Genomic DNA, 15,267 nt, shown 5'->3' on the forward strand with positions numbered 1-15,267 from the left:
CACCCTTTCGAAATAGTTTTTATTGAGTAAATGAGGATTTCCTCTTGACTCCTAGTCCAGGTTTATCAGCAATGAGAAGTTGATCTTTCATAAATTGAATGCCTTCAAATGGTTCATTCTTAATCCATAATGGTGCATCTAAATCAATCTTCGTTATATTAGGATGGGCGGTTGCCAGATGAGCTGCGGCTGCTACACTCACGGTCGATTCCATCATACTCCCGATCATGCATTCCACCCCTGCTGCTTCCGCCATATCGGCGATTTGAAGTGCACGTCGAATTCCTCCTGTTTTCATTAATTTAATATTAAGTAAATCAACAGCATGTTCATTCAGGAGTCTCATAGCATCACGAGGGGAAAACAAACTTTCATCGGCCATGATCGGCACTTGGACAGACCTCTTTATTTCTTTCAACCCTTTGATATCATGGGCTTGAACGGGCTGTTCCACCAAATCAACATTCAGCTTTCTTTCCTCGAGTTCATGAATAATGGAAATCGCTTGTTTTGTTGTCCACCCTTGATTTGCGTCAATCCTGATAGTAACCTGGTCGCCAACAGCAGCACGAATGCAGGCAACCCGCTCCACGTCACTCTTCCAGTCTTTCCCCAATTTTATCTTCATCGTTGAGAATCCGCCATCGATGAGGGACAATGCAGCCTTAGCCATTTCTTCGGGTTCATCAACGCTGATTGTCATATCATTTTTCAGGACATTCGATTTACCGCCAAGATATTGATATAAAGGGAGCTGCCATCGTTTACTGACTGCGTCATACAAAGCGATTTCAACAGCAGCTTTTGCACTTGTGTTACCTACGCAGGATCGTTGGATCTGCTGAGACAATGCATTGATATTCTCGATGTCGCGGCCAATTAAATGTGGTGTGATTACTTCTTCAATGACCGTCATGATTCCTTTTGTAGAATCACCTGTGATGGCGACCGTAGGGGCTGCGGCCCCCAAACCTTCCGTTCCATCCTCCAACATTACGGAAACCATGATGTTTTCAATTTCCATTGCTGTGCGTAATGCCGTTTTGAATGGCTTGACAAGTGGCAAGGTTTCCACTGATACTTTTAAACTTTCAATCTTCATATTAACAACCCTTCCTAAAAGCTTGAGAGTATATATGATGTAAGAATTCCAAAATAGGTGCCCAGAAGGCTTCCAAGTACAGCCATCAATATCCCGACCGGTATTAGCGCCCGGTTGAATGCACCTGCCAATATAGGAGCTGATGCCACACCCCCTATATTGGCCAATGAGGCAACTCCCATTGTAAATAGATCCAACTTAAAGATTTTGGCCAAAATGACCATGATCAATCCATGAAAGAATAGAATCATAAATCCGGATAAAATATACACGGGTGCTTGAAACAGCTGTGAAAAATCGGCATGGGAAGCTATTAAACCAATGACTATATAAAGCATGACTTTTGAAATTTCCATGGAACCTGCAATACGTCCAACCTTTGTGACAGCCAGAATTAAACCTACGGTCGAAGCGATGATGATCGTCCAAGTGGTTCCATTCACAGCGGCACCCAGTACTGGCAGTTTCTCCCCAATTTTGGTTGCGCCTGCTGATACAATTAAAGCCAGCGCCAAGAAACCGATCAATTCCACGAATCCAAATTCCGTCTTGGCGGTTTCCCCCGCTTCAAGCTCGGAAGTCATTTGGTCAATGAAAGATGTATCCGCTTTAGTCCAAATATTGAATTTTCCAGCAAGAGGCACCAGCCAAAACAAGAACATGACCCAAATGGAATAATTGACTGTATCCATGATCAACGCATAGCCAAATATATTTTCAGGTACATCGAGTATTCCTTGCAAGATCACCATATTGGCAGATCCCCCTGTCCAGCTTGCGCTCAAGGCCGAGAACGCCTTCCATGTTCCTTCAGCATAAAAACCATTCATTAAAACGTAAGTAAGAGTGAACCCCCCGATGATGCTGAAGGAAGCGGCAAAAAAAGTTAAAAGCATCTTTGGTCCAAGTCTGATTATTTTTCGCATATCGCATTGCAAAAGCATGAGCATTAACATGGCGGGTAGCAGGAGACCTCGTATGGTGCCATATGCACTTTCGACTGACTCACTATCTGAAAAGACCCCGAATGTTTTCATCATTGCCGCTCCAATATAAATAAGGACAATACCAGGAACATACTTGAAGAACTTTCCTCCTATCTTTTTTTCCGCTACCGCAATTACGGCAGTGAATGCCAATAAAAAACAGACAAACATCACACCATCTTGAATCATATTCCATACCTCCTTATATTTAGGGAGTTTCATGATAATAAAATTAAATTTCAATTTTATTCAAACCCACCCATGAAGTCTTGCATAGACCTACATAAAAAAATCCAGCTGCCAAAGAGCGCGTACACACTCTTTAACAGCTGGATTTCAATTGCGATTGACAAAAGAAGCAGCTATGACTTATAAAGTTGCTGATATTTAATGCTCGCATTTCTTAGAGCGACGATCAGTGCTTTCTGAGATGAACCAAAGTACCGTTTCTCAATTTCCTTCTCCAATTCATCGGGCCGAAGAATCGATTTACCCACTAACATGGATTGAATGAAGCGTGATGTAATCGATATTGTAGTCGAGCATTCCGCATCCACGATATCATGCGTATCACTATCAATGACGAAACCGATAAAAAAGCAGTTGAATTGCTGTGTAATTGGATTATTGGATGCCGCCTTCGATTCGCCAACTATATATACTGTGTTCTGCTGAAACATACTTATAATGCCTCCTGCCATTACAGACATCATAACAGGTATAAATAGGGTGACTATCTATATTATTACAATATGAAATGGTTACATCCATTTTAATATATGTAACATGCATTTGACAATATATTTTGTATATTAAGTCAATTCCCGTTTCATGCGCAAGAGAATCGAAACGTTTTATAGTTAATGCGCGCCAAGTGAGGAATAAATGCAAAATCATACCGATAAGATAAATGCCTATATGGAAGCCATTAAACGAAAGATTTGCAAATCTTAAACTAGATTAGTCTGACAATTCCTTCGCTTTATTTTATTGGAAGATAGAAGAGGAAAAACACTCTAGTATTAATATTGTCGCAGACTGTAGACAAATTCGGAGAAATGCCAGCAGTCTTTGTTAAAAAAGTTCGAGCTTGCTTTTAGAAATCGGCCCCTTTCCGCCTACTGACTGCCTATCCTCCTCGCTTTGAGGATTCCCGGATAGCCAGTTATTCGGCAGGAGTAACACAAATTCATTCCATTCATTGAGAATCATCTCATATAAAACAGTGAAAAATAATAATCGGGATAATTTCCGAACCACCTTTTTTAGACAAGATTATTTCAGCCCTTCATAAGGCTCATATTTCGCATACATCTCTTTTCGGCGATTACGATCCTTGAAGGTGGTCGCCGCACCACTTTTTCGATTCTCATAAAGCTCGTCCATATCGACCGTCCCGGTAATGACTGTATGTTCATTCATTACCGCCTCGGCTACTACTCCATTTGCTGGCCAAGCGCTGTCACAGGGACTAAGTATACTGGCACGGCCGTAACCGTTCGGCAGCGGTGTCCCAGGTTCACCAACAGTTGGGCAATGAACAAAATATACCTGATTCTCGATTGCACGTGCATGTGCGCAATGGCGTACCCGCCAAAAACCAGCCTCTGTAAATGTGTATGATGGGCAAAAAATGATGTCGGCCCCGTTCACTGATAATATCCTTGAAATTTCAGGTATCTCCGCTTCATAGCATACCGCTATTCCTATCTTAACCGGACCTACGGAGTATACTTCCAGATCATCACCTTCAGAAGTATGCCAATTCGCTTCAGCGGGAAAGATATGAGTTTTTTTATGCTCCACGACCGATCCATCTTTATCAAAAATGTATGCGATATTGAAGTATTCATTTTCGCGGCGTTCCAGATGCGTGCCCGCAATGATGACCTGCTTTCTTTTTCTGGAAAGTGAACGGAAAAGATCTTTGTATTGATTGGTATATTCATCAATCCTGATAACGGACGAAGCAGCTTGTTCTCCAAAGGCCGCTGATAGCCCGATGGTTAACAGTTCAGGAAAAATGATATAATCCGAGTTTTCAGGAACTTGGGTGATCAAGTCTTCTACTTGTTTCTGAAATTCATTGAAATTTGACACTTTTTCTACTCGAAATTGACAAGCGGTTATTTTAATTTTCACAAAAGCCCTCCCCTATCATGCTTTTTATTCCATTAGCCTTGTTAAAAGAAATTAGGATATCTTGTCCAAATCACTCATTTCAGCCTGTTGCATAGAGATATGTTTAGTCAGTGCACTTACAATGAATGTTACAAGAATATTAAACAACAAAGCTATGACGCCTGTACTGATATCATTAATTACATGTGGGATATCCGGCAGGAATGTAGCAACCTTCACATCTGCAATTGTCGCATATAAAACTATCAGGACACCTGCCAATATCCCTGCCATTGCACCATACTTATTGATCATATTGGTTTTTGATAAACTGCAAAACAAGGAAGGTGCCAGTTGTGTAATTAAACTGTATGACATGATATTCAAGATGGCCAAAGCCTCTCCGCCTGTTATCGTTACAATTAAAGCAATGATTGAGATACCGATGATGATGATCCTGGAGACAATCAACTGATGTGTTTCAGTCGCAGCAGGAACCAGAACTTTATAAAAGCTATTTGTCAGACCTACCGATGCAGCCATTAGCATGACTGAAGCCGGTACTAGGGCCGTCAATAAACCTGCAGCTCCGATAACCCCTATCACCCATGGATCGAATGTTTGAATCGCCAGCCTTAAAAGTGAGAGATCCCCATCAGCTCCTTGCAATCCCGGGATTTCCATGATGGCTGTAAATCCGATGAAAAAAACGAATAGCAGTAACAATGTGTATAAGGGTAACGCAATCGCATTTTTGCGAAGGGTCCTTTCCCCATTGGACGATAAAACGACCATGAATGTTTGTGGCAGCAAATAAAATCCTAGTGCATTCAGCAAAACGGTGGACACAAACCAGGACTGACTCAATCCTTGATCTGCCAAAACCAACATTTCCGGTTTAGCAGCTTGGACGGTCTCGAACATTGGCTGTATGCCTCCGAAGTAATGAAATGGAATGTAAATCCCTAAAAAGATAACGACTACCAAGATCATGAAATCTTTCAGTATGGCTGTCCATGCTGATCCATGAATGCCTGAAATCATTACATAGGTAGTTACGACAACAGCACCGATGACACTTGCAGCTACTGGAGAAATCGCCCCGTAAGATGCTTCGGAAACAATGATACCTAATCCTTTGAGCTGTATGACTATGTACGGCACGAGGGCTAAGCTCCCTAATACAGCAACGATCATACCCATTGTCCTGCTTTTATATTTAGATGCAAAATACTCTGGCTGAGAGATGATGGAATGGCGTTTTGAATATCTCCATATTTTAGGGACGAGCCAATATGATAGGACGTAGGCTAAGAAAATATAGGCGGGAACATAATAAGCAGCGGCACCCTTTGAGTAAGCCCACCCACTTCCGCCCAGGAATGTAAAAGTTGTATAAATTTCACCTGCTATCAAGAGAAAAATGAAGAATGCACCGAAGCCCCTGCCCCCTACGGCAAATTGCTCCATGTCCATATCTTTCCCCTTTCTTGCTTTTATCCCTAAATAAAGTGCCAGAACCAAGAAGATGGAAATGATGAGTAATGATATATTCATTCAGAATCACTCCCTTTATTATCAGGATCGAACTTATAGACAATCATTAAGATGATCGATGCCATGACCATCCAAAATGCGACCCAAAATAACAAAAAAGGCATCCCCAATATGTACGGTTCTATTTTATTTGCATAGGACAATAAACCTAAGAACCCTATAAAAGGAACAAAAAGCAATAGCTTAATAGCATTCAAATTATACCCTCCCCTAATTAGGTTTCCGAAAATGGATCACCATCAGTCAAGCCTAGTTTCAAACTGAACTGATGGTTTGATAGCATCCGTGGCTAACTGTCATTAGCTGCTTACAACCAATTGTACATGCGTCTTAAGGAGACTGGATGGCAAGGACCGTTTCCAAAATAACATTGACGCCTTTTTCACAATCTTCCCAAGTAGTAAGTTCCTCTTCACAATGACTTTTACCGTTGATGCTTGGTACGAAAACCATGGCAGTCGGTATATAACTGGCTATAAACTGCGCATCATGTCCTGCACCGCTTACCATTCTCTTATAGGGTAGACCTAATGTATTGCTCGATTGCTCTAGCAAATTGCAAGTGGACTTGTCGAACCAAACGGTATCCCTGTCCCATAATTTTTTCACTTGGATGTCGCATCCGCCTTCTGAACCTGTAGTTGTAAGGCTTTCAATGATTTCCTCCACCTTTTCGATGACATTGGAATCCTTATGTCTCGCTTCTAGCGAAAAAACCACTTTATTAGGAATAACCGTATGGATATTAGGAAACACATTTACCCTTCCCATCGTAAAAACCAAATCGTCTTCAAGCATGCTTAGCTTCTGACGAGCCTCCATAATCAAGGTATTCGCAGTGAAGAAAGCATCTTTTCTCATATTCATCGGGGTGGTACCGGCATGATCGGATTCTCCAGTAACTTCTATCTCATAGCACACCATGCCAAGGACACATTCAACGACACCGATCGTTAGTGATTCACGTTCAAGAATTGGCCCTTGTTCAATATGCAATTCTAGAAATGCAGTCGCTTCTTTTAAACGATTCTCTTTATCCCCTGCATATCCAATGGCATTCAGAGCACTTTCGAAAGTCGTTCCGTCACTATCCGTCTTTTGCAGCATGATAGATTTTTCGAATTTACCTGAAAGGACTCCCGAAGACATCATGGAAGGTTCGAATCTGGCTCCCTCTTCGTTCGTAAAATTGACGATCATTATCGGAATTTCAGGTTGGATACTATTTTCCACCAAAGTCCGCACCACTTCCAAGCCTGCAGCTACACCCAAGATACCATCAAACCTCCCGCCCTTCTTTACGGTATCCATATGTGATCCCATCACAATAGGCGGTTTGTTTTCAAGTCCCGCTAATGTAGCGTAAATATTCCCCATATCATCAACCTTAATGGTCATACCCAATTCTTTACAGCAAGCGCAAAAGTAATCACGGACTAATCGGTCTTCTTCTGAAAGGGAAAGCCGTGTGACTCCATTATTTTCTGTCCTTCCAAAATCAGCGAATTTCTCGAGCGTACGACTCAGCCTCTCACCATTAATTGATAATTTTTGCTTTTTCATAGCCAATATCCCCCTTTAAATTCTACATGCGTTCGCTTAAGAAAAAATGAAATTGAAGGTATGGTTGTTTTAGAATGGTTATGCCGGATTTATATTTCTACTAATGTTCCCCTATGATAAAGAATCTCCCCATTCAGAATCGTTGACTCAACTTTCAAATCCTTGATACTTTGGGAATCCACTTTCAATATACTATCATTCAATACTACTAAATCGGCCAGCTTTCCTGACTCCAGGCTGCCTTTGATATCTTCATCGAAACTCGCAAACGCGCCATTCCATGTGTATAGTTTTATGGCTTCCAATACGCTAATAGATTGAACCGGACCTATTTTCGTACCAGATCTGCTTGTTCTATTAACAGCAACGTGTATGCCTAATAAAGGGTCGTGATCAGTAACGGGAGCATCGGAACCTCCTGCGGCCAAGATGCCATTATCAATATAATCACGGGCGGCGTACATGTGGTTGACCCTATTGCCGTAGTGTTCAATATATATATCGCCGAACTCATAAGGAAATGGGGGGTTGGGGATTGGGATGACTCCAAGTTCTTTCATCCTCATTTGTAAATCTGGCGAAGATATTCCAGCATGCTCGATTCTATGTCTATGATCTTTTCTGGGCGATTCATCCAAGGCCTTTTCCACACAATTCAAATACATCTCTATCGCTTTGTCGCCCTGGGCATGGACTGTGATCTGATAACCTTTTTTATGTGCGTGACCTAATATTTGATAGATTTCCTCTTCTTTATAATAAAGAATGCCAAAATTGCCAGGATCACTCAAATAAGGCTCACGGGTAGCGATTGTCGGACCGGTACTGCTGCCATCCGTAAACAATTTTGCTGGTCCGATTTTGAATCTTTCGTCCCCAGTTCCGGTCATGACTCCCGAATCCACTATTTTATTTACAAATTCATGAGAATTATTCAATGAACCGACCATCGCATAGATACGGACACGAATATCGTTATTTTTTATGGCCTGCTGCATTAAACGGAAACTTTCAGGACCATAGGCACCAGCTTCATGAATGCTTGTTATGCCTGCTGCGATGAAATGTTCCGAGGCTATTTTCACGGCTTTCAACAGTTCACTTTCTGAATAACTTGCTCTGTCGGCCATTATCATATTTGCTGTTTCAATGAGTTTGCCTGTAATCCTCCCAGCCCTATCCTTTTCTATGATCCCCCCAGTTGGGTTCTCTGAGTTCTCATCAATTCGGGCAATCGCTAACGCCCTGCTATTCACCACGCTTATATGGCTGCATGTACGGGTTACCATGATGGGATGGTCTGTTGAAATAGCATCCAGCTCGGCTATTGTTGGATAACGTTTTTCTTTCACGGCGGTCTCATTAAAGCCCCAGGCACGGATCCACTCACCTTTTGGGACCGTCGAAGCTTTTTTCTTGAGATCGATCAATAAATCTTCTACAGATTTGATATGTTCTGCTTTACAACTTACTGCCAATTGATTGGCACCGTACAATATAAGATGAATATGAGAATCAATAAACCCGGGAAGTAATGACTTCCCCTGCAAATCAACCACATTTGTTTCTTCTCCGATAAATGCCTTGATTTCATGATTCGTACCGACTGCCGAGATGCGATTACCTTTAATTGCCAAGGCTTCTGCTACTTCATTTTTTTGATTTACGGTTATGACCTCGCCATTCATGAACACGATATCAGCTTTCAAACAACACACCCCTTCCTTATTGTTTCACCCTCATTACTACGTCCTCTTCCATTTCTTTCTCTCGCCTTCACTTATCGGAATATTCTGTTTTCAACAGATTCATTATATCCACACCAGTTTGTAAAATCATTAGACAAATAGTCAAAAATTTCATCGTTTTTTTATACCTTTTATATAAATATGTCTTATTCCTTATGATTTACTGATCCAGTTCCCTTTTATCACGCAAAAGTGATTGATAATATTCCTATGGGTTCTATAACCAATAAAAAAAGGGATAGGTATAGCTGTTGATATGCTTACCTATCCCGCCTTTCATTTTTTACAAGCCATTCTATTTTCCAATAATGCCAATGGTCAAATACTGTTTGTTTGCATTAAAATCCCATGTCCAGTAGCGAAGGCTTAATTCGCTTTTATCCACATTTTCAATAAACGTTTTTACCCCAATCAATGCTGCCCCATATCCTACGTTCGAGGCCAATGCAAAGATGGCATTCATCCCTTCATTAATTGTATCCATATACTCAGGTTCGATTTTTAAGATATCAGTCCATGTAATACAGAATCCATTTTGCTTGGTACATTTAGAAATAGAGTGATTCATTTTACGTACGATTTCATCCCTTAAATCTAAAATTCCATTCTTAATCTCTTCTGCGCCATCTTTCTGATATTGGTGTTCGTAATCAGAAAACAGTTCCTTGGCCCAATTATAAAATAGTTGGGTATAAATGGCTGATGTTGCCATGATATCAAAATCATTATAATAATTAGCAAAAACACTTTCAGAAAGCTGACCTAACCGATTCTCGGTTTCCTTTAAATATTGAGTAATTCCCTTTGCCGTTTCACCACGATCCAGCATGGAAGATAGGTCGTGTTCAAAATCCACTTTATCAAGGCCTGTTACATCGATTTCAACAAGTTGAATTTTCTTCCGAGTCCGTTCAGGCAATTTCGCCGTCCCATTTTCCATACTTTCCATATCAATATCAAATAAATATATGGAGTTGCATCTAGTCGCCAGATACTCTAAATCCAAATCATCGCAATTGCCTGCACCAACGATAGCCACTTTATCTGCGAACGCTTTTTTCGAAAAAACGGCATCGAATAGCCCTGTAACTTGTAGACGATGCTGTTGCCACCTCAACTTTCTGTATTCATCCCGATTATGATTCATTTTTCTTTGATAGATTTCCAAGTCAATCTCTCCCTTTAGGGTACTAACCATTTATTTATTGTAACAAAGTATCCCGGTATTTTGGAGGGCAGGCAATTTAGATTTCGCACCGGAAAAAGATCCGCTCAATTTCCATAGTAAAATGAGCGATAATAATGTTAGAATAATATGGTAATTATTGATAAGTAGCAGAGATTACAGGAGGGTGTTCCTTGAGCAAAACAAAAAAGATTTTACTTACTTTACTAGGTATTTTTTCAATCATCGTCGCCGGAGTGGTGATACTTGTGTTTTCATTCACACAGAGTATGAAGGCAGATCCCGCTGAAGAAAAGAAGGTCCGGGATCAAGCTGAACGATATTTAGGGAAAACTTTTGATGACGGAACCGAAATATATGATGTCCTATACGACAATATGGGAAACCGGGGCAATTTTGAATATGCAGCTAAAGTGAAACATGAAAAATATGATACTCAATTTCTAGTTTTCTTTAATGAGGAAACAGGGGAAATGGAGGACACATTCATATCAGATAAATGGCAAGATGATGCAGAAAAAGAAATAAGGCCTTATGTTGAAAAAGAACTTGGTGACGTATTGATTTCCAAAGAAATGGGAGATATTGCAGAGAGTGATGAGTGGAAGGAGATTCAGGAAGAAATAGGCGATCATAATCAATTACTCTTGGTCTTTGATGAGGAAATCGGGAAAGAATTGAAGATTGATCCGAATAAACCAGCCAACTATAAAGATTACGAAGTGTCCCCAACCATTCGTATAACCCTTTCACGTAAGAAACAGGACGCAGATGATGGCCGCTTCACCAAAATTATCAATGCCCTGATAAAAGATGGCATTCTTAAACATGGAAATATGATTGTAGAATATATTAGTGCCAATGGTGTGCCACTTGAAGATGAGGAATGGAGTAAAAAGTTTTAAAACCATCATTTAGTTTAACAGTAAGGTAAAGAGCAGCATTCTAGCCTGCCGCTCTTTACCTTTTTTGTTTACGGGAGACAAACCCTTCAATATGGCTTTTTTCTCTAGCAATCTATCCTATTTTTTGGTCGGGAATATTTTTGATTTTGCTGATGGTCTTTTTTTTCATGCCATTTGCCGTTAGTACGCAAACCATACTGAAGATGAATAAACAAAGGAAAAAGATCCAAGCTGCACGATAGCTTTCTGTCAAATCATAGATTAAACCCGAAACGATCACTCCCAATGAACCTGCTGCCACAAAAAAAACTTGCACGATGCCAAAGATGGAGCCGAAGTCTTTCTTTCCAAAGATATCATTTGTCATGAAGGGAGGCCCTAAGGTGGATATCACTATGCTAAAGCCAAAGGCGATGGCGAATAGGAATGCGAATGCCTGTGTTTTCGCTAACAATAGTGCTGCCATTGCGATTGTCATGCAAATCCCTACATAAATGGCACCGCCAGCCGTACCGAACTTATCCAATACAGCTCCTAGAATCAATTTCCCTACCGTATTTGCCAAAGATAGTATTCCGAAAATGGTTCCTGCAAAGATGGCTGGATGCCCTATGTCGATCAGATATGCCGGGATATGCATTTGCACCCCTCCTGCAACCAATGCAAAACAAACGATTCCCAGGATGAAAATCCAAAACATTGCCGTCTTCTTTGCTTCTCTCATCGTTAAGCCCTTCTGTTCAGATTCCACAGTCGTTTCAGCCATTTCCATGTTGTCAGAGCCCAGTGGAACAAGCCCCATTTCCGCGGGACTTTTCTTTGCAAATAGTAAAACCAAGGGTAATGTTAAGACAATTATCAGTATCCCCGCTATTACGTAGGCCGTTCTCCAACCATAATTTGAGATTAACTTTGTAATGATCGGACTTAGGACCGCTGCCCCAATTCCCGAACCCGCAAATGCCAAACCCATGGCCTTTCCTTTTTTCTCATAAAACCAATTGGTTAACATGATTGATATGGGAATATTGGAAAAGCCTGCAACACAGATGCCGATTACAAAGCCTATGATACAAAAATATACAGCTGAGTTGGCAAGCGAGTATGACATGAATCCTGCTCCGGCCATCACTACGCAAATTGACATGATCCATTTCATATTCCCTTTAGCGAGCAGTTTCCCCATGATTGGAGAAGCAACAGCCACTCCAAGGCCAGCAATGGAAAGTGCAATGGAAAAAGTTGTTCTGCTTATTCCTAAATCTTCTGTAACCGGGACCATGAACAAACTGTGCAGGGAATTTATTATCGAGAAACCGGCAAACATTATGAAAAAGCCACACAACACCACATACCATCCATAAAAAATGCCATTAGAATCTTGTGCCATCTACAGAACCCCCAGTCCACTATTTACAGCGAATTCCCTCATCCTATTTCCATATAAATGGTCTTCTCACGGGTATATTCAAGAATGGTATCCGTTCCGAATCCACTTCTTTTTTGGCCTCCGAATGGGAGTTCAGGTCCCACCCTGCGAAACAAGTTCACCCACACATTACCCGATTCCAGTTTGCGTACCATCCGATGTGCCCGATCCAAATTCGAGGTCCATACTCCAGCTCCTAAACCATAATCACTGTCATTAGCTATGGTGAGGGCTTCCTCTTCCGTATCAAAGGGGATAACGGTCGCTACCGGACCGAAGATTTCCTCTTGACAGATACGGAGAGAATTACTATTGACCTTGATCAGTGTTGGCTCAACCCAATAGCCATCAGCTAATTCGGGTTCATCAGGTAATAGGCTAACACCTCCATGACGGCCACCGATGATGATTTCCCCTCCTTCCTTTTTGCCTAATTCTATATATGAGAGGACTTTTTCATATTGAGCAGCGTTAGCGATCGGTCCCATTGAAGTGGCTGGATTCATTGGATCACCCAGATGAATTTGCTGTTCCATCACTTCTTTCATCCTAATGATCATTTCATCGAATATGGACCTTTGAATCAAAATCCTCGATCCACCTACACATAGTTGGCCTGCGTTGCCGCTAAATATCCCATAGTTCGTCACCCCTTGTGCTGCTTTTTCAAGGTTAGCATCCGCAAAGACTATGTTTGGCGATTTCCCACCAAGCTCCAAAATCATCGGCTTAGGATTTCGTGCGGTCGATTGTGCTATCGCCCTTGCCGTTCCTCCAGAACCGGTCAAACTGATTTTGTTCACATCTGGATGTTTTACTAGAGTATCTCCCACTTCCGCTCCGGTTCCTGATACGACATTCAGGATTCCTGGCGGGAGGATTTCATTAATCAGGTCTCCATATCGTAATGACGCGATAGAAGCCAACTCTGATGGTTTGATAATGACAGCGTTTCCTGCTGCAATCGCATAAGCCGCTTTAATGGTAAACGTGAAAAGCGGTGAGTTCCATGGAAGGATTCCTACTACTACCCCTAAAGGTTCCCTCAATGAATAACCTACACTTGCAGATCCCAATTGGACAGTATCTCCCTTACTCCCAATAGCTGTAGCACCTGCTGCATCATACCAAAGGCTTGCTAAGCTGGGAATGAGGCCGTGGCTCGTTTCCCTGATCACCCAACCATTGTCTCTTGATTCCAACTCAGCTAGCTCTTCACCATGCTTTACGACTAAATCACCTATTTTCCGCAGGAAAGCTGACCGGTCCATAGCTGGCCTCATGGACCAATCGGCAAAAGCACTTCGGGCTGCTTCTACTGCCGCTTCAGCATCTTGTGCCATACTGCAAGGAATGGTTGCCCAAACCTTGCCAGTTGACGGGTCGTAGCTCTCAATCCGCTTCCCGGAAGAAGCGGGAACCAGATTGCCATTAATCATATTCTGAAATTCTTTCACTTTATATGAAATTTCCAACGTTCATCTCCACCCTTCGGCTTAGTAAAGCACGAATGTAACCCATTCTACTTTTCTACCAATCTAATGCTGTAGCTGCCTGTCTGTAATATTGTTCAGTACTTCCTAAATAATTCTCATAGAATCTGGCACGCTTAACAAAAAGATGACAATCAATTTCTTCTGTAAATCCGATTCCGCCATGAATCTGAATATTGTCTGACGAAATACGTACAAATGCTTTCGTGGCAAATATTCGTGCGCAGGAAACGGCTTGAACCCGATCTTCTGCACCGCTTTCCAAAGCCCAGTTAGCATAATAAGCTAAAGATCTAGCTGTTTCGAGATCCATTTTCATATCGACGATTCTATGTTTAATCGCTTGGAATCTTCCTATGGGCTGACCAAACTGTTCACGGATCTTCGCATACTCTGCTGCCATCTCTACCACTTTCTCCATACACCCGACAATTGCTGCTGAGAGAGCTGCATTGAAAGAAAGTAACCCTTCTTGGAGGGCATCCCAACCTTGATGCATGGATCCAAGTACCTGACCCATGGGAATTTCAGCATCATGGAAAGACAATGCTGCCAAATGCCGGGTTTCATCAATGTTTTTTTGGCTTTCCATCGTAATATTCGTTACATTTCGATCGACGATAAGTAGTGTAATCCCATCATTTTGTTTACCTATGCCTGTACGGACCAATACTATATAATGATCAGCCAACCCTGCATCGGGAACCATTGATTTCACTCCCCTCAATATCAGCTGACCGTTTAGGGATTTTGCCTCCAAGTTAATGTCAGAAGGACCGTAACTTCCACCTGGTTCTAACCAAGCTAGCGAGAATGTTTTTGTACCAGCCGCAATTTCTGCTAAGTACCTATCTTTTTGTACTTCCGTCCCGAATTTCTCTATTAATGGCACAGCCAGTGCATTCGTTTCTAAAAATAAACCTGGCAATAAAGAACGGCCGGTTTCTTCAAGTACAGGTATTAAATCAAGGGGACCTAAGCCCATTCCCCCATGATCTTCCGATATATTAATACTTGAACATCCCAGTTCGGCAAGCCCGGATAATAAGGTCCTTAGAGATCCATTTTCACCCTCTATGTATGCGCGGGCCGTTTTTGTTTGCCCAGCACCATCTAAATATTTCCGGACATATCCACGAAACATTTCTTGTTCTTGATTTAAAGAAAAATCCACCTT

Annotated in this window: 13 protein-coding genes; 1 reads left to right on the forward strand and 12 read right to left on the reverse strand. The window is 41.6% G+C overall.

All coding sequences use genetic code 11. The annotated features are described in order from the left end of the window. Positions 1-19 precede the first annotated feature (19 nt). The 9 genes from N0M92_RS06270 to N0M92_RS06310 all read right to left on the reverse strand — a co-directional run bounded on the left by N0M92_RS06270 (position 20) and on the right by N0M92_RS06310 (position 10,245). Positions 20-1,102, reverse strand: coding sequence for a dipeptide epimerase (locus N0M92_RS06270; protein WP_260284941.1), 1,083 nt, complete (start codon positions 1,100-1,102; stop codon positions 20-22). A 14-nt stretch (positions 1,103-1,116) separates the two neighbouring features. Then, positions 1,117-2,277 carry a DUF819 family protein gene (locus tag N0M92_RS06275; protein ID WP_260284942.1) on the reverse strand — a complete coding sequence of 387 codons (1,161 nt, stop codon included), beginning with the start codon at positions 2,275-2,277 and terminating at the stop codon, positions 1,117-1,119. 173 nt (positions 2,278-2,450) lie between these two features. Then, complete coding sequence (locus tag N0M92_RS06280; RefSeq protein ID WP_260284943.1) at positions 2,451-2,768, reverse strand: DUF3870 domain-containing protein; 318 nt, start codon at positions 2,766-2,768, stop codon at positions 2,451-2,453. A gap of 595 nt (positions 2,769-3,363) precedes the next feature. Further along, positions 3,364-4,230, reverse strand: coding sequence for a carbon-nitrogen hydrolase family protein (locus N0M92_RS06285; protein ID WP_260284944.1), 867 nt, complete (start codon positions 4,228-4,230; stop codon positions 3,364-3,366). Between the two features lie 51 nt (positions 4,231-4,281). Beyond that, positions 4,282-5,766, reverse strand: a complete 1,485-nt coding sequence (locus N0M92_RS06290) for a sodium:solute symporter family protein (RefSeq protein ID WP_260284945.1) — start codon at positions 5,764-5,766, stop codon at positions 4,282-4,284. Beyond that, positions 5,763-5,963 carry a DUF3311 domain-containing protein gene (locus tag N0M92_RS06295; RefSeq protein WP_192204757.1) on the reverse strand — a complete coding sequence of 67 codons (201 nt, stop codon included), beginning with the start codon at positions 5,961-5,963 and terminating at the stop codon, positions 5,763-5,765. The genes N0M92_RS06290 and N0M92_RS06295 overlap by 4 nt, the downstream gene beginning before the upstream one ends. A gap of 133 nt (positions 5,964-6,096) precedes the next feature. After that, positions 6,097-7,329: a Zn-dependent hydrolase gene (locus N0M92_RS06300; RefSeq protein WP_260284946.1), complete on the reverse strand. Its 1,233-nt coding sequence runs from the start codon at positions 7,327-7,329 to the stop codon at positions 6,097-6,099. An 89-nt stretch (positions 7,330-7,418) separates the two neighbouring features. Continuing rightward, the gene (locus tag N0M92_RS06305) at positions 7,419-9,038 is read right to left on the reverse strand and encodes an amidohydrolase (RefSeq protein ID WP_260284947.1); all 1,620 of its coding nucleotides are present in this window, start codon (positions 9,036-9,038) and stop codon (positions 7,419-7,421) included. A 334-nt stretch (positions 9,039-9,372) separates the two neighbouring features. Continuing rightward, entirely contained in the window at positions 9,373-10,245 is an 873-nt protein-coding gene (locus N0M92_RS06310; RefSeq protein WP_260284948.1) for a hypothetical protein, read from the reverse strand. 191 nt (positions 10,246-10,436) lie between these two features. On the opposite strand from N0M92_RS06310, the gene N0M92_RS06315 reads away from it, so the two are divergent. Next, positions 10,437-11,168: a hypothetical protein gene (locus N0M92_RS06315; protein WP_260284949.1), complete on the forward strand. Its 732-nt coding sequence runs from the start codon at positions 10,437-10,439 to the stop codon at positions 11,166-11,168. 112 nt (positions 11,169-11,280) lie between these two features. Here the strand turns inward: N0M92_RS06315 and N0M92_RS06320 are convergent, their stop codons facing one another. Genes N0M92_RS06320 through N0M92_RS06330 form a run of 3 tightly spaced genes read right to left on the reverse strand, consistent with a single transcriptional unit; the run spans position 11,281 to position 15,264 of the window. Further along, the gene (locus N0M92_RS06320) at positions 11,281-12,558 is read right to left on the reverse strand and encodes an MFS transporter (RefSeq protein ID WP_260284950.1); all 1,278 of its coding nucleotides are present in this window, start codon (positions 12,556-12,558) and stop codon (positions 11,281-11,283) included. 38 nt (positions 12,559-12,596) lie between these two features. Next, positions 12,597-14,072 (reverse strand): aldehyde dehydrogenase family protein, encoded by a 1,476-nt coding sequence (locus N0M92_RS06325; protein ID WP_260284951.1) that lies wholly within the window; start codon positions 14,070-14,072, stop codon positions 12,597-12,599. A gap of 55 nt (positions 14,073-14,127) precedes the next feature. Then, complete coding sequence (locus tag N0M92_RS06330) at positions 14,128-15,264, reverse strand: acyl-CoA dehydrogenase family protein (RefSeq protein WP_260284952.1); 1,137 nt, start codon at positions 15,262-15,264, stop codon at positions 14,128-14,130. Between the last annotated feature and the right edge of the window lie 3 nt (positions 15,265-15,267).

It is taken from the genome of Peribacillus aracenensis, assembly GCF_025175645.1.
GTDB lineage: Bacteria > Bacillota > Bacilli > Bacillales > DSM-1321 > Peribacillus > Peribacillus aracenensis.

Coding starts and splice junctions, on each gene's coding strand:
- N0M92_RS06320 (WP_260284950.1), bottom strand. CDS start 12,558: ATGGCACAAGATTCTAATGGCATTTTTTATGGATGGTATGTGGTGTTG.
- N0M92_RS06270 (WP_260284941.1), bottom strand. CDS start 1,102: ATGAAGATTGAAAGTTTAAAAGTATCAGTGGAAACCTTGCCACTTGTC.
- N0M92_RS06275 (WP_260284942.1), bottom strand. CDS start 2,277: ATGATTCAAGATGGTGTGATGTTTGTCTGTTTTTTATTGGCATTCACT.
- N0M92_RS06290 (WP_260284945.1), bottom strand. CDS start 5,766: ATGAATATATCATTACTCATCATTTCCATCTTCTTGGTTCTGGCACTT.
- N0M92_RS06300 (WP_260284946.1), bottom strand. CDS start 7,329: ATGAAAAAGCAAAAATTATCAATTAATGGTGAGAGGCTGAGTCGTACG.
- N0M92_RS06280 (WP_260284943.1), bottom strand. CDS start 2,768: ATGTTTCAGCAGAACACAGTATATATAGTTGGCGAATCGAAGGCGGCA.